The organism is Sulfuricella sp. (assembly GCA_041651995.1).
In the GTDB taxonomy this organism is placed as follows: Bacteria; Pseudomonadota; Gammaproteobacteria; order Burkholderiales; family Sulfuricellaceae; genus Sulfurimicrobium.
Genome location: JBAZID010000003.1, coordinates 143,241 through 166,019 on the forward strand (window position 1 = coordinate 143,241; position 22,779 = coordinate 166,019).

Here is a 22,779-nt window from a genome sequence, read left to right on the forward strand (position 1 = left end):
AAGGAGCACAACATGGCCACTGTAGATCTGAATAAAGAAAATTTTTCCGATGTCATCACCGGTAACGATATAGTCGTGGTGGATTTCTGGGCGCCGTGGTGCGGCCCGTGCAAATCCTTCGCCCCAACTTATGAAGCGGTTTCAGAAAAAATCCCCGCAGTGGTATTTGCCAAGGTCAACACCGAAGTGGAACAGGAAATGGCGCACCATTTCCAGATCCGCTCCATTCCCACCCTGATGATCTTCCGCGAACAAATCATCATCTACTCCGAGCCAGGCGCCCTGCCAGGGCCTGCGCTGGAAGACATCATCGCCCAAGTCCAGGCGCTGGACATGGCGGAAGTCCATAAGCAGATCGCGGCAGAAAACGCCAAGTAGGGGCGATTTTAATCACCCCCTGGGCGGATGAATCCGCCCCTACTCGCTTACCGAGCCGCGTCCGCGCTTGATCTCGCCGCGCTGCTTCTTGGCTTCCAGGCGGCGTTTTTTTGACGCCAGCGTGGGCCGGGTGGCCACGCGTGGCTTGGGCTTTTCGGTGGCGCGGCGAATCAGTTCCACCAGGCGGCCAATCGCATCCTCGCGGTTGCGTTCCTGGGAGCGAAAGCGCTTCGCCTCGATCACCAGTTCACCCTCGGTCGTCAGGCGGCTGCCCGCCAGACGCATCAACCGGGCGCGCACATCCTCGGGCAGGTTGGGTGAATGGGCCACGTCGAAGCGCAACTGCACTGCCGTCGCCACCTTGTTGACATTCTGCCCGCCGGGCCCGGAAGCACGGATAAATTGCAGTACAATTTCGCGCTCATCGATGGCGAGCTGTGGTGTAATTCGAATCATGACTGAAGTTTAGTCCTTTCAACTCAGGCTGCAGCACCGCTAAAAAATTTTTTAACCCTTCATTTTCGGAGAAAGAAACATGAAACTGCTACGCCTTTTCACCCTGATCTTCGGCCTGTCCCTGAGCATTGGCGCATACGCAGCCAACCCTATGGTTGAAATGAAGACCAACCTTGGCAGCTTTACCCTGGAACTGTATCCGGACAAATCCCCAAAAACTGTCGAAAACTTCCTCCGCTATGTAAAAGGCGGCCTATACAAGGGCACGGTATTTCACCGCGTGATCGACAATTTCATGATACAGGGTGGCGGTTTCGACAAAAATCTGCATGAAAAAGAGACTTTTTATCCCATCCAGAATGAAGCCACCAACGGCCTGAAGAACGAGATCTACACCATTGCCATGGCACGCACCATGGACCCCCACTCCGCCTCGGCGCAGTTTTTCATCAACGCCAAGGACAACGCATTTCTCAACCATACCGCCCCCAACACGCGCGGCTGGGGCTATGCCGTGTTCGGCAAGGTCGTCAAAGGCCAGGAAGTCGTCATGAAAATCGCCAAGGTCAAAACCGGCCCGCGCGACCCCTTACCCTCCGATGTGCCGCTGGAAAACGTGGTGATCGAGGATGTAAAACTACTGCCTTGATTCCCCCCCAATTAACCACGGAGAACACGGAGAGCACGGAGTAACAAAGTTTGTCAGGCTTGCTTGGCCACCCCTCCACAAGGTGGAACCTTAAGGAAGCACTGATTTAATCGTCATTGCGAGAAGCGAAGCGCCGAAGCAATCTGTAACTTGTTGATTACCGAAGGACAAGATTGCTTCGCTGTGCTCGCAATGACGGGGCTACGGAATAAATCAGCGGTTCCTTAAAAAACCCGAGATTGTCTTTTCTCCGTGCTCTCCGTGCTCTCCGTGGTTTGCAACTGATTTTAAAGTTGAAATGACACCCGCCATCTACACCTGGCCCTACATTCTCGGCATCGCCCGGGAACATAAAAAGGAACTGATCGCCGCCCACGTCATCGCCGTTTTCGCGGCGCTGGCGAGCGTGCCGATCCCGCTCCTCATGCCGCTGCTGGTGGACGAAGTGCTGCTGCATCAGCCCGGCGTCATGGTTGGCTGGATCAACAGCCACTTTCCTGCCGCCTGGCACGGCCCGCTGCTGTATGTCGGCGCCATCCTGGCGATCACGGTGGTACTGCGGCTGGTCGCCGCCATGCTGGGGGTATGGCAGACGCGCAATTTCACCCTCATCGCCAAGGATGTTTCCTACCGCCTGCGTGAAGGCCTGCTGCAGCGCCTCAAGCGCATCGCCATGTCGGAGTATGAAACCCTGGGCAGCGGCGCGGTGGCCTCCCATTTTGTTACCGACCTTAACGCCGTGGACGACTTCATCGGCGCCACGGTCAGCAAATTCCTGGTGGCGCTGCTCTCCATTATCGGCACGGCGGCCATCCTGCTATGGATGCACTGGCAGCTCGCACTGTTCATCATGTTCATGAACCCGGTGGTGATCTACTTCACCACCGTGCTGGGCAAGAAAGTCAAAACCCTCAAGAAGAAGGAAAACAGCGCCTTCGAACTATTCCAGCAGGCGCTCACCGAAACCCTCGACGCCATCCAGCAGATCCGCGCCGCCAACCGCGAGGAGCATTACATCAGCCGCGTGCTGGAACGGGCGCGCGGCATCCGCACCCACGCCGCTGCGTTCTCGTGGAAAAGTGATGCCGCCAGCCGCCTGTCTTTCATGGTTTTCCTCATCGGCTTTGACATTTTCCGCGCCATCAGCATGCTGATGGTGGTGTTCTCCAACCTCACGGTGGGCGAGATGATGGCGGTGTTCGGCTACCTGTGGTTCATGATGGCGCCGGTGCAGGAAATCCTCGGCATACAATATGCCTATTTCAGCGCCAAGGCTGCCCTCGGCCGGATCAACCGCCTCATGGAGCTGGACGAGGAGCCGCACTACCCCGCCCTGCACGACCCCTTCAGCGGCAAGCACACCGTGGGCGTGCGCATGGAAAACATCTCCTTCCGCTACGGCGATGGCCCGCTGGTGCTCAACGACGTCAACCTCGACATCAAACCGGGAGAAAAGATCGCCCTGGTGGGCGCCTCGGGCGGCGGCAAATCCACCCTGGTGCAGGTTATCCTCGGCCTCTACCCCACCGAATCCGGCACGCTTTATTTCGACAACATCCCGGTGACGGAAATCGGCATGGAAGTGGTGCGCCAGCACGTTGCTACGGTTTTACAGCATCCGGCCATCTTCAACGACACGGTGCGCGCCAACCTCACCATGGGCTGCGACTGCCCCGATACGGAACTATGGCAGGCGCTGGAAGTGGCGCAGCTCAAGGACATGGTGGAACAGCTTCCCAAAGGGCTGGACACCATCGTCGGCCTTCAGGGCATCCGCATCTCCGGCGGCCAGCGCCAGCGCCTCGCCATTGCCCGCATGATCCTGGCCAAACCCCAGGTGGTTATCCTCGACGAAGCCACCTCCGCCCTGGACGCGGAAACAGAAGCCAGACTGCATAAAGCACTGCGGGCATTCCTGCAGGACCGCACCACGATTATCGTCGCCCACCGCCTCTCCGCGGTGAAACAGGCAGACCGCATCTACGTGTTCGAGGATGGCCACATCATCGAGGAAGGCGCCCACGAGGAGCTGCTGAAAAGTGAAGGGCTTTACAGCCGGCTGTATGGGCAGTTACAGCATTAAGCCCGCGTAGGGCGCAATAACCAACGGGCATTGCGCCGAACGAAAAATCTCCCGATACTCGCCCCATGCCAGAAAATCGGCGCGCCTGGCACTTGGGCGGCGCAGAAACCGCCCTCGGTAATTTGAACTGACTGGAGACGAAATCATGCTTGTTGCCGACCTTCCACCTGTTCCGGCTCAGGAAACACCCATCGTATGGGTGCAGACGGTGCCTCGCTCCGGGGAAGATGGGGCTCGCCTGGAGGGTGTGCGGAACGAGGCCACATGCGGCGCAATGCCCGTTGGTTATTGCGCCCTACGCGGGCTGTCCGATTACCACCTGGTGTTCGGCACCGCGCAAAGTGACACCCTCACCGGCTCGGCCAACAAGGACTACCTCTTTGGCGGCGGCGGGGGCGCAGGCGACGACACCCTGAACGGCAGCGCGGGGGCGGATCAGCTCTTCGGCGGCGATGACGGCGACACCCTCGACGGTGGCGACGGCAGCGACAAGCTCTTTGGCGACGATGGCGATGACGTGCTGACCGGCGGCACGGGCAGTGACCTGCTGCAAGGCGGCGCAGGCGATGACACATACCGCTTCTCGTCAGGCGACGGCGTCGATGTGATCCGCGACGCGGATGGGCAAGGCAGCATCGAGTTCGATGGCCAGGCGCTCAGCGGCGGCAAGAAACTCGCCGACGGCTACTGGATCTCGGACGACAAGCAGTTCACTTTTACGCAGGTGGAAAATAGCGACGGCGGCAACGACCTGGTCATTTCACGCCGGGGGCAGAATGACGGCATACGCATCCAGAACTGGCAGGCAGGCCAGCTCGGCATCACCCTGGATGACACGCCGGCGGACAAAGACCAGCCCGCCTTCCAGGTCACCGGCGACCAGAAACCTGTTGCCGATGGCGAAGGCAACTACAGCTATGACAGCTACGACAACGTCGTGACCACGGGCGAAGCGCAGCCGGGGTTTGCGGATGTGATCTTCGGCTCGAATGATAACGACAAGCTCTCCGGTGGCGAGGGCAATGACGGCATCTCCGGCTATATGGGCGATGACGAGATCGACGGCGGCGCGGGCGACGACCTGCTCTCCGGCGGCGCCGGACAGGACCATATTCTGGGGGGCGCCGGCAACGACTACATCTTTGCCGGCGGGACCTACAACGGCACGCGCGTCAAAGACCCGAATGATGACCCCTATGTACCGCCGCCCAATTCCAGGATCGTCGGCGCGACCTGGGCGGTGTATCCCTCCGAGGTGGTGCTCGACGGCGAGCCTACCACCGTTGACACCATTCAATCGGTGGGGAACGATGGCATGCCCTCCTCCCCCAGCAGCCGTCTGTGGCCTGCCGGAAAATTGACACAGAAACTGCTGACGCCAAGCGAAACCTGGGCCATGCAGGCCACCAATGAAGGCCGATACAAGGCTGCTGCATAAGCCCCCCTAAATTCAAGCATATCGATATCGAACAGGAGCATCGCCATGGCTTTTAAGAATGAATATGTCCCGCCCACACGGAGTTTCTTTAGTGGTGTGCTCAACTTTTTGCGATTGCGGGGAAGAAAGCGGTTCAAGCTCACCAAATTTTCGCGCATGTTTTTTGCGATCTTCGTCATCGGCACGGCCGCTTTGCCTGCCTGCGGCAAAGGCATTGACACTGCCGAATGGACCGAGGAGATCAAACTAAGCGACGGCAGCACGGTCGTGGTTTGGAGAAAAGCACGAGCCAAGAGTAGTGGATTCCCAGATTCGTCGCGTGGCGCGAATATCGATTTCGAACTCCGCTATGACCCCGAAAGAATCTATTGGAAAGGTGCTGCTGGCATCTACAGCTCTTTGATGAGCTTCGACCGCGTGGATGGCGCGTTTTATCTCGTGAGATACGCACAAACCATTCAGGCATGTTCCACGAGGAAGCCCGAAGATTACGCCATTCAAATACTGAGATGGAGAAATGGGCAGTGGGTTGAAATTGCTCAATCGGAAACCCCTCTGGATCGCATTCGAATGAACCTGTCTCACAGCCCATGGGGACACAACCCAGAGGACGACACCAAAGGGCTGCTAAGACTCAATGGGCAAGACGACCGTCCATATGACCGGCACAACAGGAGCGCCCGCGACAATAGAACAAATCCGGAGACTATTAAGACCTTCTTTGAACGCTCAGCCATTGATCCACGCACTAAGCAACGAGCGCAGGATCTGTTTCGCTGGAATCTGCATTTCTGTGGTTACTGGCAAAAGAAAATTCCGGTAAGCGTTAATCCCAGCCGAGAGGAAACGCTCAAACGACTCGAAGAAGCCAAGAAAAGACTCAATGCTGGCAAAGACAATAACTCATCTCAGGATCGCTGATCATGACCACCACCATCGAATATGCACTGCTTTCTGCCAATGTTTATGGCAACAAATCCGAGATAACCGCACCAGACGATCCCGTCCGCACAACGCAGAACACCCTACCCGTTCCAGACGGTTGGGATGTGCTGGATCAACAGTTCCGAAGCGGCGGCTTCATGGCAACAGCCTACCAGCGTGGAAACGAAATCGTAATTTCCTACGCAGGGACCACTGACGAGGATTCGCTTGATTGGATCACTGGCAATGTCCCCGCCGGTACTGGTGCCACGCTGGCGCAGCCCGCGTAGGGCGCAATAACCAACGGGCATTGCGCCGAACGAAAAATCTCCCGATACTCGCCCCATGCCTGATTATTGACGCGCCTGGCACCCGGGCGGCGCTGAAACCGCCCTCGGTAATTTGAACTGACAGGAGACGAAATCATGCTTGTTGCCGACCTTCCACCTGTTCCGGCTCAGGAAACGCCCATCGTATGGGTACAGACGGGTGCCTTGCTCCCCGGAAGATGGGACTCGCCTGGATGGCGTGCGGAACGAGGCTACATGCGGCGCAATGCCCGTTGGTTATTGCGCCCTACGCGGGCTGACTTCTCTGTGCTCTCTGTGAACTCTGTGGCTTGAACTGAGGTTTTAGGATAAACGTCATTACATCGTAGGCCGGGTTTTCTCGCCACAGCGAGCTGCTTCTTCCCGCCACCCGTCACCGGACTAGCGTGCGCCCAGCGAGAAATTAACCCGGCTGCGTTTTCCCTGATCCGCCGCTTTTTCCTGACCTGATTGTGCACCCTGGGTGGTCACGATGAATACCCGCTCCGGCTCCACCTTGCCTTCGTTGATCAGGTATTCCTTGGCTTCGAGGGCGCGGTGATTGACCAGCTCGCGCAGATCGTCGTCATCCACCTGAAAATGCGCGAGCATCAGTTTTTCCATGTCCTCCACCGGAAGATCCTTGGCTAGGCCGACAAGATTGCGCGGCTTGTTGGGAATTTTTTCCTGCTTGTACGCCTTGGCCAGGTACTTTGCATATTCCGCCGGCTCGATCTTGATCTGGTCGAGCGCGGCAAGATCAGTCCTCTTGTCATGAAGTTCGTTGAATTTCTGGGTCTTGACCTTGCGTTCGAGCATGACGCGCTTCAGCCCTTCCCGGTCCGGCTCGGGATCCACCTGCCCGGCGATGTCGAGCTTGAGACCGGGACGGTCGTGCAGCGCCTTGGCGATATTGCCAAGCTTGCTCTCGCCAGCAGCGGAAATCTCGGCCCGGCCATAATCGTATTCCATGAAGGCCAGTTCCTCGCCGCCGCCAAACAGGCTGCCGATCAGGGCGAACGGGGCGGTTACCGCCTTCACGATGAGATTCACGATCACCTTGATGATGATGCCGCCAACGCTGAACTGGGGATCATCCAGCGAACCGGCAATCGGCAGGCTGATGTCGATATTGCCATTGCGATCCTTGAGCAGCGCCACTGCCAGCATCACCGGCAACTTGGTGGCGGTGGGGCTTTCCACCTTGTCGCCAAATGTCAGTTGATTGAGGATGAGGTGATTCTCGGCAGCCAGCTTGCGGTTCTCGATCGTGTATTTCACATCGAAGGACAGCTTGCCTTTCTGGATGCCATAGCCCGCGTATTTGGAGGAATAGGGCGTCAGGGAGGAAAGCTCGAAATCATTCAGATTGGCCAGCAGATCGAGCGCCAGATTGCCCGACAGGGGATTGATCGTACCGCTGATGTCCAGCCGCCCCTGATTGTCCACCCGGCCCTTGAGCGCCACTTCGGCGAGGGTGCTGGCATCCGACGAGAGCCCCTTGACCGTGCCCCCCAGCCCGGTCAGATGCGCCGAATAATTGGGCTGAATGAAGTGGTCGGAAAAATCCACCTGACCGTTCTTCATGATGAGCCTGGCGATGCTGATGCGCGGCTTGTCTGCCGCTGCCACGGCAGGTTTTGGCGGTGTGTCCGCAGCGCTCTCAGCCGGAGCTTTTGCAGCCGTTTTGGGGTTTTGCTCTTTCACGATCTGTTGCAGATTCAGGCTGCCGTCGGGGTGAATGACCAGCAGCGAGTAGAAATCCGCCAGCGCAACCTCGGCGATACTGATGCGCAGCGGCAGGGTGGCGACATGGATGCGCCTGAAGTTCAAACGGTTCCACTTCAGGAAGTCCTCTTCATCCAGCTTGTCGATGGCAGCCAGGCGATCCAGGCTGGCATCACCTGCAAACGAGACCCTTGGCGCCTCCTTGCCCTCGTCCGCCACCTTGAGCTCGCCTTTGGCCGAGGCGGCGCCATCGGTAAGGGTGATATTGAGCTGCCCGGTAAAGTACGGCTGGAAAGGCTTCAGCTTGATGCCCTTGAGATCCAGCGCCAAGCGCGTGGCCAGCGGGTTGATGCCGAGTTCGCCCGCAGCCGACACGGCGCCGCTCTTGTTGAGATTCAGTGCCAGCGCCAGCTTGGCCTGACGGTCTTTCTGGCTGGAGAGATTCTCCGCGTCAATGCCGATATTTTCCGCGTTGAGAGCGATGGGATCATCCATGGAGGCATCGGAGAACTGGACGCCATACCCGGCCAGGGATAGTTTCCGCACTTCAAACTGGAACGGGGTCTGCGGCCGGGGCGCTTCATTGGCGGCCGCTTTGCCCGGCCCGGCGCTGAATGTTTCGGCCACGTCCATTGCGCCGCCCTTGCCGCGCCGCAGCACAATCCTGCCCCCCGGACTGGACAGCTCGCCCAGCGTCACGCTGCGTTTGCCCAGATCCAGCGCAATGTCCTTGAGCGCAAAGGCAGCAATGTCGATAAAGGCTTCTTTCTCGTTGGTGCGCTGCAAGCGCAGAGCCGTCACATTCAGCGCCGGTTGCAGCAATACCGGCGCCGCGCCGGCATAATCCAGCTCGCTGCCGCTCAGCCTGATTTCCCCGGCGCTGGCAGTCACTTCATGTCCCTCGTTGAGCGCCAGATGGAGCTCGGGCCGCTTCAGGCTGAGGCTTTTTAGGCGGACTTTCCTGTGCAGCAGGTCTGCTGAAAGAAGCTCCACCGCCAGCAGCGAGAAGCGCGCCAGTGCCTTCTCCCTGCCCTGCATCACCACGGCATCGCGCAACGCGGCCGTGCCGGAAAGGGTGATGGCCGGCGGCTGTTCCGGCGGCTGCGCGAAGCTAATGTTGAGCTTTGCATCCAGGAACGCGGAAGGCACAGCGATTTTCTGCTGCAGCGGGATATATTCGAAATAACGCGCCACGTCGAGATTGGCAAGCTCCAGCGCAACAACGCTTTCATGATTCTTGCTGAAGGGCTTCATCTTTCCCGCCAAGTGCAGCGCCGAGCCATTGATCCGGGCGGAAAAATCCGGCTGGACATAAATCTCGGCCTGATAGGCCAGATTGGACAGGAACGGGATGCTGAACTGGATATCCGAAACCGTGTGCAGGGCCTGCTTGGGCCGGTCATCGAACTCGACCTTGCCGCCCTGGAGCTGGATATTGTTGAGGGAATACCTGGCCGGCGGGTCTTCCGAGGGCTTGAGCAACTCGGCCAGGATGTCGTCCACGTTGTAGGACGCATCCTCGCGCCGCACGATTCTGAGATACGGCGACTTGACCTGGATGGCGTGCAGCACCGGCGCGCCCTTGAACAGGGAAGCCGATTCCAGGTTGGCGTACAGTTCCTCGATGGCAAAAAAGGGCGGGCTGCCGCCCTGCTCCGACATGGAGAAACCCTTGACGAGCAGCGACAGCTTGAGCGGGTTGATGCTCACTTCCTGGATCGCCACCGTGCGGTGAAATTTCTCGCCCAGGGCTTTGGCCGCAAAATGCTTGACCAGCGGCGGCAGCGCCAGAAAGCCCAGCACGACGAAGACAATAAAACCGCCCCCGGCCCACAGCAGCACTTTTTTCAGATTTATCCGCTGAATGAAGTTATGCGACGACATCATTCCCTCCTTATCCAGCCACCACGGGAATCTTGCCTATCCGGCCCCGCCATTCCGCCGGACCGGTATCGTGCACCGAAGTGCCGCCAGCATCCACCGCCACGGTCACCGGCATGTCCTGCACCACGAATTCGTAAATCGCCTCCATGCCCAGGTCCGCGAAGGCGATAACCCTGGCCGACTTGATCGCCTTGGCCACCAGGTAGGCCGCGCCGCCGACCGCCATGAGATAGACCGCCTTGTGCCTGCGGATGCTCTCGATTGCCGCCGGGCCGCGCTCCGCCTTGCCGATCATGCCGATCAGCCCGGTTTTGTCGAGCATCATGTCGGTGAACTTGTCCATGCGCGTGGCCGTGGTGGGGCCGGCCGGGCCGACCACTTCGTCGCGCACCGGGTCGACCGGGCCGACATAGTAGATGAAGCGATTGGTGAAATCCACGCCCGCTGGCAGCCTCTCCCCCCTGGAAAACAGCTCGGCGATGCGCTTGTGGGCGGCATCGCGGCCAGTGAGCAGTTTTCCCGTCAGCAGCAGGGCTTCGCCCGGCTTCCAGGTGGCGATTTCCTCGCGCGTAACCGTATCCAGATTGACGCGCCGTGCATCGGGGTGGGGCTGCCAATCCACTTTCGGCCATTCTGCGAGAGAGGGCGGCGTCAATACAGCCGGTCCGCTGCCATCGAGGGTGAAATGAATGTGGCGGGTGGCGGCACAGTTGGGGATCATGCCGACCGGCAGGCCGGCGGCATGGGTCGGATAGTCCCTGATTTTTACATCCACCACGGTGGTGAGGCCGCCCAGCCCTTGCGCGCCAATGCCCAGCGCGTTGACCTTTTCGTACAGTTCCAGCCGCAGTTCCTCGACCCGGTTACTGGGTCCGCGTGCCTGCAATTCGTGAATATCCACCGGCTCCATCAGGGCTTCCTTGGCCAGCAGCATGGCCTTTTCCGCCGTACCGCCAAGGCCGATGCCCAGTATCCCCGGCGGGCACCAGCCCGCACCCATGGTGGGGACGGTTTTCAGCACCCAGTCCACCAGACTGTCCGAGGGATTGAGTATCGTGAATTTTGATTTGTTCTCCGATCCGCCACCCTTGGCCGCGACCGTGATTTCCACCTTGTCGCCGGGAACAATCTCGTAATGGATCACCGCCGGGGTGTTGTCGCGCGTGTTCCTGCGCGCCCCTGCCGGGTCGGCCAGCACCGAGGCGCGCAAAATATTGTCCGGATTGGTGTAGGCGCGATGCACGCCCTCATTGACCATGTCGCTGACGCCCATGCCTGCTTCCCAGCGCACCTCCATGCCCACCTTGACGAAAGCAACCACGATGCCCGTGTCCTGACAGATGGGGCGGCGCCCTTCCGCGCTCATGCGCGAGTTGGTGAGTATCTGGGCGATGGCATCTTTTGCGGCGGGAGACTGCTCACGCTCGTAGGCCTCGCCCAGCGCCTTGATGTAATCGAGCGGATGGTAATAGGAAATGTATTGCAGTGCATCTGCAATGCTGGCGATGAAATCTTCCTGCCTGATAATGGTCATGATTAGCTCTTATTGCTGTTCCAACATGCGTCGGACCACGGTGTTGAAAGGTTCGATCCACTCCGGGGAAAATTGTTTATCACACGCATTCACTTCGGCAATGGCCCTCAATAGGGAGCGCTTGTGGCCGCGCGCATCATGCTTGAGGGTAACCGCTTCGAACGCGTCCACAATGGCAAGAATTTTGGCGCCGTCGCAAATTTTATCGTCCCTGCTTCCATTCGGATAGCCCGCCCCATCCGGCATTTCATGATGCTGTAATACCATTTCCGCCGCTTCCTGCCAGCCTTGCATGCGCTCGACAAGACCAGCGGCAAAGCCGGGGTGCGCTTGCAGAACGCGGCGCTCTTCCTCGCTGACCTTCCCCGTCTTGAGCCAGACCGATTCGGGCAGGAACATCATCCCGATATCGTGCATGAAAACAGCGGCTTCCAGTTGCGTAGCGTCTACCGGGGACCCAGCCGCCCGGTTGGTTTCAAGCGCAAGTTCCAGAATGCGCCCGGTACGCCCCTGAAGCAATGGCGAACGCGCTTCATACTGCTTTGCCAGGGAGTGAAAAAACTGCAAATCCGGAAGAATGTGATCTGTCACCGTGGGCTGTGCGGGCACTTTACCCGCTTTTGCCTTGAGCGTTTCCTGCGGCCGAAAACCCGTCACTGCCTGAATCGTCTGTGCCGCAAGACGATCCAGTCCGGACTGCTGCGCCTGGCACAGGCTCTCCAGACCCTCCATCAGTTCGACCAGTTTCAGATGGCCCAGCGGCTTCTTCGCCACCAGTGCCTCGGTGGCCAGTTCAAGTCGGTCCACAGCCAGCAGAATGATCTCTCCCAGCATCCTTGAATAACGTAGCTCCCCAGAGCGCAGGCGCGTGAGCAGCGACTCGATCGGATGGGCGATCAACGCGGCCATCTCCACCTTGCACATCGCAGCGTCACCCTTGATGTTATGCATGGCGCGAAAGATGTCGGCGATCACCACCCGGTCCGTTGGCGCCTGAGCCAGGCGCGCCATGTTGCGCTCGATATCCGGCGCCCGGTCGGTCAGTGCTTCGGCAAATTCGAGCAGCGCCTCCCTGTCCTGCACCCGTGGATTACTCAAAGCCTGAATATTTGTCATGCTGTTATCTTTGTGGACAATGATCCAGCCACTTTGCACCGCGGCGCCAGCAAGGTCAACACGTAGCGAAGCTGGACAGGCATGCCTCAGTTTGCTAGCTTCAGGCACATTATCCGCGCACGGAACCATCCCCATGAACGCCCAATTCCAGGATTTCGGCCACGGCATCACGGCCATCGATTCGCTTTTCGTGCGTCCGCGCCTGGCCGCCATCCATCTGATCGAGGAAGGAGGCCAGGCCGCCATCATCGACACCGGCACCAACCATTCCCTGCCCCATGTGCTGGAGGTGCTACGCACCAAGGGGCTCTCGCCGCAGGATGTGACCCATGTCATCGTCACTCACGTTCATCTGGATCACGCCGGTGCGGCAGGCTTGATGCTGCAACAGTTCCCCAATGCGCGGCTGGTGGTTCACCCGCGCGGGGCGCGCCACATGATCGACCCGGCCAAGCTGGTGGCCGGTGCTTGCGCGGTGTACGGGGAAGCCGCCGTCCGGCAGACCTATGGAGAAATCATCCCGGTGGCCACAGAGCGCGTGCTCGAAGCGCCGGACAACTTCGAACTCGATTTCAACGGCCGCAAACTGCTTTTCCTCGACACGCCCGGCCATGCCCGCCACCACTTCTGCATCTGGGACGAACGCAGCCGTTCGCTCTTCAGCGGCGATACGTTCGGGATTTCCTACCGCGAATTCGACGTCGCAGGGCGCGAATTCATCTTCCCCACCTGCACGCCGGTGCAGTTCGAACCCGATGCGGCGCACGCCTCGATTGATCGCATCATGGACCTGCACCCCTCCTGCATCTACCTCACCCACTACGGCCCCGTTACCCAGCTGGAACGGCTGGCGGCCGGCCTGCACCGCATGCTGGATGCGTTTGTGGCTCTGGGATGCCAGCTGCGCGACGTGAAGGAAAGACGCCACGAGCGCCTCAAGGCAGGCGTGGAAGAAATCATGCTGCAGGCCCTGCAGACCCATGGCTGCGATCTGCCGCTGGAAGAAATCAGCAGGCTGCTGGGCATGGATTTCGAGCTCAATGCCCAGGGCATCGGGGTGTGGCTGGATAAACCTGTAAAAACGAATTAACCACGGAGAACACGGAGAACACGGAGAACACGGAGTAAAAACAATAGATTGCATGATATTTGGCATTCACCCGATCGGTGAGGCCATAAATGACCGCAAACTGCCTTTCTCCGTGTTCTCCGTGAACTCCGTGGTTATCGAACTGCGGTTTCTAGGAAATCGCGCTAGCCCAGCGCCCGCAACAGCCCCTTCGCCTTGGCCCGCGTTTCCGCCAGTTCGCGTTCCGGCTCGGAATCGGCGACGATGCCGGCCCCGGCCTTGAAGCTGAGTCGCTCCCCGGACAGCATGAAAGTGCGGATCAGAATGTTCAGGTCCATGCTGCCGTCGTGATTTACATAACCCATGCTGCCGGTGTAGGCCTGGCGGGGGCTGGCTTCCAGTTCGGCGATGATCTGCATGGTGCGGACCTTGGGGCAACCGGTGATGGTGCCGCCTGGAAACAGGGCGCGCAGCACCTGCCCTGGCGTCGTGCCGGGGCGCAGGCGCCCGCGCACGCTGGATTCGATGTGATGGACATGGGTATAGCTCTGCACCGCCATCAGTTCGTCCACCCGCACGCTGCCCGGCTGGCAGATGCGTCCCAGATCGTTGCGTTCCAGATCCACCAGCATGATGTGCTCGGCGCGTTCCTTGGTGCTGGAGAGCAGCGCCTGGCGCAGCCTGGCATCCTCTTCCGGTAAAGAAGCACGGGGATGCGTCCCGGCGATGGGGCGGGTCTCGATTTCGCCGCCCCGGATGCGCGCCAGGCGCTCCGGCGACGAACTGATGATCTGGCAGCCGCCGAAATCGGCAAGCCCGGCGAAGGGTGCCGGATTGCGCTCACGCAAAACGGCATACAGACTGGCCGCGCTACCCTGTTCCAGCCGGGCTTGCCAGCGCCGCGCCAGATTGACCTGAAACACGTCACCGTCCCGGATATAACGCTTGATCCGGGACACGCCCTGCAGGAATTGATCAGGGTCTTCCTCAGCCAGATCGGCTACCTTGATGGACGCGGGGTGAAAAGGAACAGTGCGGTAAAGATCCTCCTGCAACTGAGTCAACAGATTTTCATATCCCGCTTCCGCCACCCACCAGCTCTGCATGTTTTCACGGTCCACCAGCACCGCCGCGGGGATGCGCGTCAGCCAGGCCAGTGGAAAACCATCGTTCGCGGGCCGGACATCAACTGACGGCTCCATCTCATGCAGCAGCTCATAGCCGCAGAACACGAACCAGCCGCCGCGAAAAGGCAGATGCGACGCCGATTCATCCGCCCCGGCCTGCGCTCCGGCTTCGCGCCATAGCTTGTCCAGGGACGGCAGAAAATCCGGGGCGGCGCCATGAAACGGATAATGCAGTTGCGGAAAGGCAAACAGAATATCCCAGCGGCCGGTGCCGCCGAGACTCTGCAACAGATAGGGGTAACGCTGCCGGTTCAGCTCATGCAAGGCCAGCAGATCGGGCGGCGTGCCGGTTAATGCGATGGCCGGCACTTGGCGCCCGAAGGGAGAGGGTTAAACGCGGCGGAACACCAGCGAACCGTTGGTGCCGCCAAAACCGAAGTTGTTCTTCAGCGCCACGTCGATTTTCATCTTTCTTGCCGTGTTGGCGCAGTAGTCCAGATCGCACTCGGGATCCTGCTCGAAGATGTTGATGGTGGGTGGAGAAATCTGGTTGTGCACGGCAAGCACGGTCAGCACCGACTCCAGACCGCCTGCGCCACCCAGCAGGTGGCCGGTCATGGATTTGGTGGAGTTGACCACCAGCTTGCGCGCGGCATCGCCAAAAGCCAGCTTGATGGCCTCGGTTTCGTTCTTGTCGCCCAGCGGCGTGGAAGTGCCGTGGGCATTGACGTAATGGACTTCATCCGGATTGACGCCAGCATCACGCAGGGCGTTGGCCATGGAGCGTTTCGGCCCGTCGGTATCGGGCGCGGTCATGTGATAGGCATCGCCGCTCATGCCAAAGCCGGCCAGTTCGGCGTAAATCCTGGCACCGCGTGCCTTGGCATGCTCATACTCTTCCAGCACCAGCACACCGGCGCCTTCGCCCAGCACGAAGCCATCCCGCCCCTTGTCCCAGGGCCGGCTTGCCGTCGCGGGATCATCGTTGCGCGAGGAAAGCGCCTTGGCGGAAGCAAATCCGCCAACTGCCAGGGGCGATACGCTCGATTCGGCACCGCCGCAAACCATCACGTCCGCATCGCCGTAGGCGATGGTACGTGCGCTAATGCCAATCGCGTGCAGACCGGTGGTGCAGGCTGTCACCACGGCAATATTGGGGCCTTTCAGGCCAAACATGATCGACAGGTTGCCCGAAATCATGTTGATGATGGTGCCCGGGATGAAGAACGGCGAAATCTTGCGCGGACCGCCTTCCAGATAGGTGTTGTGAGTATCTTCGATCATCGGCAAGCCGCCGATGCCCGAACCGATATTGACCCCGATACGGTCAGCATTTTCCGGCGTGACTTCCAGGCCGCAGTCCCGGAACGCCTCCATGCCAGCCACCATGCCGTAATGGATAAAAATATCCATGCGGCGGGCTTCCTTGGCAGAAAGATACTGGGTGACGTCAAAATTCTTTACTTCACCAGCGATTTGGGAAGCAAAGGCGGAAGCATCGAAGCGGGTGATCCGGGTGATACCGGATTTGCCAGCGACGATGTTGCTCCATGTCTCGCCGACCCCGATACCGACCGGGGATACTGCGCCCAATCCGGTGATGACTACTCTGCGTTTAGCCAAGGTGACTCCGTTACCGGGTTAAAACAGGGAATTACTTGGGATGGGCGTTGATGTAATCAACAGCCTGTTTCACGGTGGTGATTTTTTCCGCTTCTTCGTCAGGAATTTCGCAGTCGAACTCTTCTTCCAGCGCCATCACCAGTTCAACGGTGTCGAGGGAATCCGCACCCAGATCGTCAACGAAGGAGGAATCGATCTTGACTTCGGCTTCGTTCACGCCCAGTTGCTCGGCCACAATTTTCTTAACGCGCAGTTCGATGTCGCTCATCTTTAATTTCCTTTGTGTTGATGTTGGGGTCCAGCAAAAAATTCGCCGTATTTTAACAGACTTTGCACGCCACACCAATGGCGCGGAAAGCCGCGTCAATCCATATACATGCCGCCGTTGACATGCAATGTCGTGCCTGTGACATAACCCGCCTGGGGCGAAGCCAGGAAGGTCACGGCGGCGGCAATGTCTTCAACCTGGCCAAGACGCCCCAGCGGGATGTGGGCCAGCAGGCCATTGCGCTGGTCTTCGGACAGGGCGCGCGTCATGTCGGTATCGATGAAGCCGGGCGCCACGCAATTGACCGTGATGTTGCGGCTGCCAACTTCGCGTGCCAGGGATTTGGAAAAGCCGATGATGCCCGCCTTGGCAGCAGCATAATTGGTCTGACCCGCATTGCCCATGGTGCCGACCACCGACGCGATGCTGATGATGCGGCCATAGCGCGCCTTCATCATGGCGCGCAGCACTGCCTGGCTCATGCGGAACACCGATTTCAGGTTGGTTTCCATGATCGCGTCCCACTCATCTTCCTTCATGCGCATCAGAAGATTGTCGCGGGTGATGCCGGCATTGTTGACCAGGACGGCAATCTCGCCGAACTGCTTCTGAATCGCTTCCAGCACGGCGGCGACCTGCGCCTTGTCGTTCACGTCCAGCGCAAAGCCTGCGCCCTTGATGCCCGCCTCTTTCAGGTAGGCAGAAATCTTTTCCGCTCCGCTCTCGCTGGTGGCAGTGCCGATCACGGTTGCGCCATTCTTTCCCAGATCGAGTGCAACCGCCTGACCGATTCCCCGGCTGGCGCCAGTCACCAGCGCGACTTGTCCTTGCAGCATATTCATTTTCCTCAGATTGACTTGGCTTGTTCCAGCGCTGCCGCATCGGTCAGCGCCAGTCCCTGCAGATCGGCAACTATGCGTTTATTCAAACCGGCCAGCACCTTGCCCGGGCCGCACTCGGCGACATGCGTCACGCCCGCGGCTGCAAGCGCCTGCACGGTCTCAACCCAGCGCACCGGCATGTAAAGCTGACGCACCAGCGCATCCTTGATTTCCACCGCGCCGCTGTAGCTCCTGACATCGGCGTTGTGCAATACCGGCACCTGGGGCGTCTGCATGGCAACAGATTGCAGATAAGCCGCCAGTTTCTCCGCTGCCGGTTTCATCAGGCTACAATGCGAAGGCACCGAGACCGGCAGGGGCAGCGCGCGTTTTGCGCCCCTGGCCTTGGCCAGTTCCATGCCGCGTTCCACGGCAGCCTTGCTGCCTGCGATCACCACCTGGCCGGGCGAGTTGAAATTGACGGCTTCCACCACCTCACCCTGAGCCGCCTCGGCGCACACCGCGCGCACGGCATCATCGTCGAGCCCGAGAATCGCCGCCATGCCGCCCACGCCTTCAGCCACCGCCTCCTGCATCACCTGCGCGCGGTAGCGCACCAACGGCAGCGCATCGGCAAACGACAAGGCACCAGCAGCCACCAGCGCGGTATATTCTCCCAAGCTGTGGCCCGCCATGAATTCCGGCTGCCTGCCGCCTATTTCCTGCCAGGCGCGATACACCGCCACACCGGCGCTCAGCATCACGGGCTGGGTATTGATGGTCTGATTGATCGTTTCAACCGGACCGGCCGTCACCATCTGCCACAAATCCAGTTTCAGGGTCTCGCCCGCTTCTTCAAAAGTTTTACGCACCACCGGCAGCGCGTCGAAGCCCTGCATCATCCCAACCGACTGGGAGCCCTGACCGGGAAAAACAAATGCCAATTTCATATTTATCCTTTAGCTATCAGCTATCAGCCATCAGCCATCAGTGAGAAACGCCGTCTAATGTCACAGCTGACGGCTGATAGCTGACCGCTGAAGGCTATTTCACCAGCGCACCAGCGCCGAGCCCCAGGTAAAACCGCCGCCGACACCTTCCATCAGGATGGTTTCGCCGGGCTTGATCCTGCCTTCGCGCACTGCGGTATCCAGCGCCAGCGGAATGGAAGCCGCCGAAGTATTGCCATGGCGGTCCACGGTCAGCACCACGCGTTCCATGGGCAAGCCCAGTTTTTTTGCGGTGGCCTGGATAATGCGGATATTGGCCTGATGCGGCACCAGCCAGTCAATGTCGGATTTCTGCATGCCATTGGCGCTGAGGGTTTCTTCCACGATGGAATCCAGCACGCCCACGGCAAACTTGAATACCGCGCTGCCATCCATTACCACGCGCGGATCACCTTCCCGCCTTACGCCGCAGCCACCACCTTCCACCGCCAGCAGATCCTTGTAAGCGCCATCAGCATGCAAATGAGTCGAAATAATGCCTTCGGTTTCACTCGCCTGAAGGATCACCGCGCCGGCGCCATCGCCAAACAAAACGCAGGTATTGCGATCCGTCCAGTCCACGATGCGCGACATGGTTTCCGCGCCAACCACCAGCGCACATTTGCTTTGCCCGCTGCGGATGAACTGGTCCGCGGTGGAAAGCGCATAGACAAAACCGCTGCACACGGCCTGAATGTCAAATGCAGGTCCGCCGCTCTTGATGCCCAGCTTGTTTTGCAACAGGCAGGCTGTACTAGGGAAAACACGGTCCGGCGTGGTGGTGCCGACGATGATCAGGTCGATCTGCTGAGGATCGATGCCTGCCGCCTCAATGGCATGCCGGCTGGCATGCAGGGCCAGATCACTGGTGGATTCATCGTCGGCTGCGATATGGCGCTGATTGATGCCGGTGCGGCTGAATATCCAGTCATGCGAAGTATCCACCATGCGTTCCAGATCATGGTTGGTCAGCACCTTGTTCGGCAGATAGCTGCCCGTGCCGGTGATCCGGGAAAACATTCAGACGGCTCCTTGTTCTTTATGTAACAACGACGTTTGTTCTGTAATTCGCCGCAATACGCCGTTGCGTACCTCCTCCACGGCGGTTTCAATGGCAAACTGATAGGCGAAACTGTCAGCCGAGCCGTGGCTTTTCACCACGATACCACGCAGGCCCAGCAGGCTTGCACCGTTATAGCGGCGGTGGTCCATCCGTTTCTTGAATGCACTCAGTACCGGCATGGCAAGCAAACCCAGCAGCTTGGTAAACAGATTGCGCCTGAATTCCTGGCGCAGGAACTTGCCCATCATCTGGGCCAACCCTTCGGATGTTTTCAGCGCCACATTGCCGACGAAACCATCACACACCACCACGTCGGTAGTGCCCTTGTAAATATCGTCACCTTCCACGTTGCCGTAAAAGTTGAGGTGACTGTTGCGCAGCAGTTCGCCTGCCTGCTTCACCACATCGTTGCCCTTGATATCTTCTTCACCGATATTCAACAGACCAACGCTGGGTTTTTCCTTGTGCTCCACCGCCGACGCCAGCATTGCACCCATGATACCGAACTGCAACAGATGCTCCGCACTGCAATCCACATTCGCACCCAAATCGAGCACGTAGACATGTCCCTTGAGGCTGGGCAGCATGCTGGCAATGGCGGGGCGATCAATGCCGGGCAGGGTTTTCAACACAAATCGGGAAATTGCCATCAGGGCGCCGGTGTTACCGGCGGAGACACAGGCGTTCGCCTCGCCGCTTTTGACCAGGTTGATCGCGACGCGCATGGAAGAATCTTTTTTACTACGCAGTGCCTGAGCAGGCGGATCGTCCATGGTCACCACTTCGCTGGCATGGTGAATGCGCAGGCGCGGGCCGACCTCTGCGCGACATGCGCGAAGTTCGAACTCAATGGCTTCGGTCAGGCCAACCAGGACGATATTGATATCGGCGTCACGGCGCAGAATTTCCAGCGCAGCGGGCACGGTAACATGCGCGCCATGGTCGCCGCCCATGGCGTCAATCGCAACAGTAATATCCATAAGAACAGCTAATCAGCTGCATGCAGCCGGAGGAGCCCGGCCGCGGACGGGATAAGCTTCTTATTCGCCTTTGGCGCGGGCAACCTTGCGCCCACGGTAGAAGCCGCTCGGGCTTACATGGTGGCGCAGATGCACTTCACCCGTGGTTGGCTCAACGGCCAAAGGCGGGTTGGTGAGGAAATCGTGCGCACGGTGCATACCACGCTTGGACGGGGATTTTTTGTTCTGCTGAACTGCCATTTCAAACTCCTTGAATAATCATTTAACCTTCAGTGCCGCCAGGACACCAAACGGATTGTTTCCTTTTTCGCTTGCCACTTTGTCCGCGCCCTTCCCCAGACATAATTCCGGAGGATGCAGCGGCGAAATCGGCAAACTCAACAAGACTTCATCTTCAACCAGCGCCAGCACATCCATTTCAGCACTGGCCGGTATTGAATCCGCGTCTTCATCACCATCATCAAGAACATCAAACTGCGTGGCGCCCTGCACCAGCAGCAACCGGGACTCGACCTGAAGCGGATATTCCAACGCATCAAGGCAACGCTGGCACTGCAAAACCAGCTTGCCCGCAACACTGCAAATCAGCAGAGGCTCGCCTTTTGCGCCAATTTTCCCTGACAGGGTATAATCCAGAACACCTTGATCGGACAGCAGCGCATCCTGCAACCTGGCCAATTCAGCCAGCGGCACGCTTCCGTGCATCACCCGCCCGTTCCGGGCAAAGTCAAGGTTATCGATTACAGCCTGTTCAGACATAAGCCGCACATGATATAATTTTTCGGCTTTTGTGTCAAAAAGCCTTTGAGGATTTTACCTTACAAGCCATGGCGCCGCCTGCTGCTCACGATCGATACTGGCCTGCCAGCGCCAGAATCAGCAAAAAACAAATTGAGATTCGGGTTGTCACGTGATCAAAAAAATTCTTATTGCCAACCGCGGTGAAATAGCCGTCCGCATCGTGCGCGCCTGTTCCGAAATGGGCATCAAATCCGTGGCTATCTATACTGATGCCGACCGCCATGCACTGCATGTAAAAAAAGCGGATGAAGCCTATAACATCGGTTCCGATCCTGTCATTGGCTACCTCAACGCACATAATATCGTCAATCTGGCGGTGGCCGCCGGATGTGGCGCGCTTCACCCGGGCTATGGCTTCCTCTCGGAAAACCCGGTCCTGGCAGAAATTTGTGCCAAGCGCGGCATCGCTTTCATCGGCCCGTCTGCAGAGGTCATTCACCAGATGGGCGACAAGATCCAGGCCCGCAAGGCCATGATCGAAGCCGGTGTGCCGGTCGTACCCGGCAGCGAAGGCAATCTGGCTGACGTGGAAGAAGCCCGCCAGCTAGCAGGCAAGATCGGCTATCCGGTCATGCTCAAGGCCACCAACGGCGGTGGCGGGCGCGGCATCCGGCGCTGCAACAGCGAAGAAGAACTGCTCAAGAATTTTGATCGCGTGGTATCCGAAGCCAGCAAGGCCTTTGGCAAACCGGAAGTATTTCTCGAAAAATGCGTGGTCAACCCGCGCCACATCGAGGTGCAGGTGCTGGGCGACAGCTTTGGCAACGTCATTCACCTGTTCGAGCGCGACTGTTCGATTCAGCGCCGCAACCAGAAGCTGATCGAGATCGCCCCCTCGCCCCAGCTCACCGAAGCGCAGCGCCGCCATATCGGCGATCTGGCAGTGGACGCCGCGAAGGCCGTGGGCTACGTCAACGCCGGCACGGTGGAATTTCTGCTCGACTCCAACGACCAATTCTTCTTCATGGAAATGAACACCCGCCTGCAGGTGGAGCACACCGTGACGGAAACCATTACCGGCATCGACATCGTGCAGGAGCAGATACGCATCGCCAGCGGCCTGCCGCTGCAATACCAGCAAAAAGACGTAAATTACCGCGGTTTTGCCATGGAATTCCGCATCAATGCGGAAGATCCCAAGAACGGATTCCTGCCCAGCTTTGGCCGCATCACGCGCTATTACGCGCCGGGTGGCCCCGGCGTGCGCACCGACGCTGCCATGTACTCCGGCTATGTAATCCCGCCCTATTACGATTCCATGTGCGCAAAACTGACGGTGTGGAATCTGACCTGGGAAGGCGTGGTGGCACGCGGCCAGCGCGCATTGAACGACATGGTGGTGTATGGCGTAAAAACGACCATCCCTTACTACCAGGAAATTCTGCAACATCCCGATTTTCGCAATGGCAAGTTTGACACCAGCTTTGTCGAAGCACACCCCGAACTGGTCAATTATTCCGTGCGCCCACCCAGAGATGCGCTTGCGGCCGCCATTTCAGCAGCAATCGCGGCCCATATGGGCCTTTAGTACACGGTGAAA

21 protein-coding genes are annotated in these 22,779 nt (G+C 58.9%); 8 read left to right on the forward strand and 13 right to left on the reverse strand.

From position 1 onward, the window contains the following. Window positions 1-12 precede the first annotated feature (12 nt). Window positions 13-378 carry a thioredoxin domain-containing protein gene (locus WC392_07025; protein ID MFA5242114.1) on the forward strand — a complete coding sequence of 122 codons (366 nt, stop codon included), beginning with the start codon at window positions 13-15 and terminating at the stop codon, window positions 376-378. 39 nt (window positions 379-417) lie between these two features. On the opposite strand, the gene arfB is transcribed toward WC392_07025, so the two are convergent. Beyond that, window positions 418-834, reverse strand: coding sequence for an alternative ribosome rescue aminoacyl-tRNA hydrolase ArfB (gene arfB / locus WC392_07030; protein MFA5242115.1), 417 nt, complete (start codon window positions 832-834; stop codon window positions 418-420). A 151-nt stretch (window positions 835-985) separates the two neighbouring features. Between arfB and WC392_07035 the strand changes: the two genes are divergently transcribed. The 5 genes from WC392_07035 to WC392_07055 all read left to right on the forward strand — a co-directional run bounded on the left by WC392_07035 (window position 986) and on the right by WC392_07055 (window position 6,218). Continuing rightward, a complete protein-coding gene (locus tag WC392_07035; GenBank protein MFA5242116.1) occupies window positions 986-1,483 on the forward strand; it encodes a peptidylprolyl isomerase in 498 nt (165 codons plus the stop codon). Between the two features lie 298 nt (window positions 1,484-1,781). Continuing rightward, a complete protein-coding gene (locus WC392_07040; GenBank protein ID MFA5242117.1) occupies window positions 1,782-3,566 on the forward strand; it encodes an ABC transporter ATP-binding protein in 1,785 nt (594 codons plus the stop codon). 145 nt (window positions 3,567-3,711) lie between these two features. Then, window positions 3,712-5,004 (forward strand): calcium-binding protein, encoded by a 1,293-nt coding sequence (locus WC392_07045; GenBank protein MFA5242118.1) that lies wholly within the window; start codon window positions 3,712-3,714, stop codon window positions 5,002-5,004. Window positions 5,005-5,049: 45 nt separating this feature from the next. Beyond that, on the forward strand, window positions 5,050-5,925 hold the full coding sequence (locus tag WC392_07050) for a hypothetical protein (GenBank protein MFA5242119.1): 876 nt from the start codon (window positions 5,050-5,052) through the stop codon (window positions 5,923-5,925). 2 nt (window positions 5,926-5,927) lie between these two features. Beyond that, window positions 5,928-6,218 carry a hypothetical protein gene (locus WC392_07055; GenBank protein ID MFA5242120.1) on the forward strand — a complete coding sequence of 97 codons (291 nt, stop codon included), beginning with the start codon at window positions 5,928-5,930 and terminating at the stop codon, window positions 6,216-6,218. 420 nt (window positions 6,219-6,638) lie between these two features. On the opposite strand, the gene WC392_07060 is transcribed toward WC392_07055, so the two are convergent. The 3 genes from WC392_07060 to WC392_07070 are packed head-to-tail and all read right to left on the reverse strand — an operon-like array spanning window position 6,639 to window position 12,498. Beyond that, on the reverse strand, window positions 6,639-9,851 hold the full coding sequence (locus WC392_07060; GenBank protein ID MFA5242121.1) for a DUF748 domain-containing protein: 3,213 nt from the start codon (window positions 9,849-9,851) through the stop codon (window positions 6,639-6,641). Window positions 9,852-9,858: 7 nt separating this feature from the next. After that, window positions 9,859-11,382, reverse strand: a complete 1,524-nt coding sequence (locus WC392_07065; GenBank protein ID MFA5242122.1) for a fumarate hydratase — start codon at window positions 11,380-11,382, stop codon at window positions 9,859-9,861. A gap of 9 nt (window positions 11,383-11,391) precedes the next feature. Beyond that, window positions 11,392-12,498: an HD domain-containing phosphohydrolase gene (locus tag WC392_07070; GenBank protein ID MFA5242123.1), complete on the reverse strand. Its 1,107-nt coding sequence runs from the start codon at window positions 12,496-12,498 to the stop codon at window positions 11,392-11,394. Between the two features lie 133 nt (window positions 12,499-12,631). Between WC392_07070 and WC392_07075 the strand changes: the two genes are divergently transcribed. Further along, window positions 12,632-13,588 (forward strand): MBL fold metallo-hydrolase, encoded by a 957-nt coding sequence (locus tag WC392_07075; GenBank protein MFA5242124.1) that lies wholly within the window; start codon window positions 12,632-12,634, stop codon window positions 13,586-13,588. A 164-nt stretch (window positions 13,589-13,752) separates the two neighbouring features. Here WC392_07075 and WC392_07080 read toward each other — a convergent pair whose 3' ends face one another. The 9 genes from WC392_07080 to WC392_07120 all read right to left on the reverse strand — a co-directional run bounded on the left by WC392_07080 (window position 13,753) and on the right by WC392_07120 (window position 21,131). Beyond that, window positions 13,753-15,063, reverse strand: coding sequence for an aminodeoxychorismate synthase component I (locus WC392_07080; protein ID MFA5242125.1), 1,311 nt, complete (start codon window positions 15,061-15,063; stop codon window positions 13,753-13,755). Between the two features lie 21 nt (window positions 15,064-15,084). Beyond that, entirely contained in the window at window positions 15,085-16,317 is a 1,233-nt protein-coding gene (gene fabF / locus WC392_07085) for a beta-ketoacyl-ACP synthase II (GenBank protein MFA5242126.1), read from the reverse strand. Window positions 16,318-16,348: 31 nt separating this feature from the next. Beyond that, on the reverse strand, window positions 16,349-16,585 hold the full coding sequence (gene acpP / locus WC392_07090) for an acyl carrier protein (GenBank protein MFA5242127.1): 237 nt from the start codon (window positions 16,583-16,585) through the stop codon (window positions 16,349-16,351). A gap of 95 nt (window positions 16,586-16,680) precedes the next feature. Then, window positions 16,681-17,421: a 3-oxoacyl-ACP reductase FabG gene (gene fabG / locus WC392_07095; GenBank protein ID MFA5242128.1), complete on the reverse strand. Its 741-nt coding sequence runs from the start codon at window positions 17,419-17,421 to the stop codon at window positions 16,681-16,683. Between the two features lie 11 nt (window positions 17,422-17,432). Beyond that, window positions 17,433-18,356, reverse strand: a complete 924-nt coding sequence (gene fabD, locus WC392_07100; GenBank protein ID MFA5242129.1) for an ACP S-malonyltransferase — start codon at window positions 18,354-18,356, stop codon at window positions 17,433-17,435. Between the two features lie 99 nt (window positions 18,357-18,455). Further along, the gene (locus WC392_07105; protein MFA5242130.1) at window positions 18,456-19,415 is read right to left on the reverse strand and encodes a beta-ketoacyl-ACP synthase III; all 960 of its coding nucleotides are present in this window, start codon (window positions 19,413-19,415) and stop codon (window positions 18,456-18,458) included. Then, window positions 19,416-20,438, reverse strand: a complete 1,023-nt coding sequence (gene plsX, locus WC392_07110) for a phosphate acyltransferase PlsX (GenBank protein MFA5242131.1) — start codon at window positions 20,436-20,438, stop codon at window positions 19,416-19,418. Window positions 20,439-20,498: 60 nt separating this feature from the next. After that, entirely contained in the window at window positions 20,499-20,678 is a 180-nt protein-coding gene (gene rpmF, locus WC392_07115; protein MFA5242132.1) for a 50S ribosomal protein L32, read from the reverse strand. A gap of 18 nt (window positions 20,679-20,696) precedes the next feature. Further along, window positions 20,697-21,131: a YceD family protein gene (locus WC392_07120; GenBank protein MFA5242133.1), complete on the reverse strand. Its 435-nt coding sequence runs from the start codon at window positions 21,129-21,131 to the stop codon at window positions 20,697-20,699. Between the two features lie 217 nt (window positions 21,132-21,348). On the opposite strand from WC392_07120, the gene WC392_07125 reads away from it, so the two are divergent. After that, complete coding sequence (locus WC392_07125) at window positions 21,349-22,767, forward strand: acetyl-CoA carboxylase biotin carboxylase subunit (GenBank protein MFA5242134.1); 1,419 nt, start codon at window positions 21,349-21,351, stop codon at window positions 22,765-22,767. The last annotated feature ends 12 nt before the right edge of the window (window positions 22,768-22,779 follow it).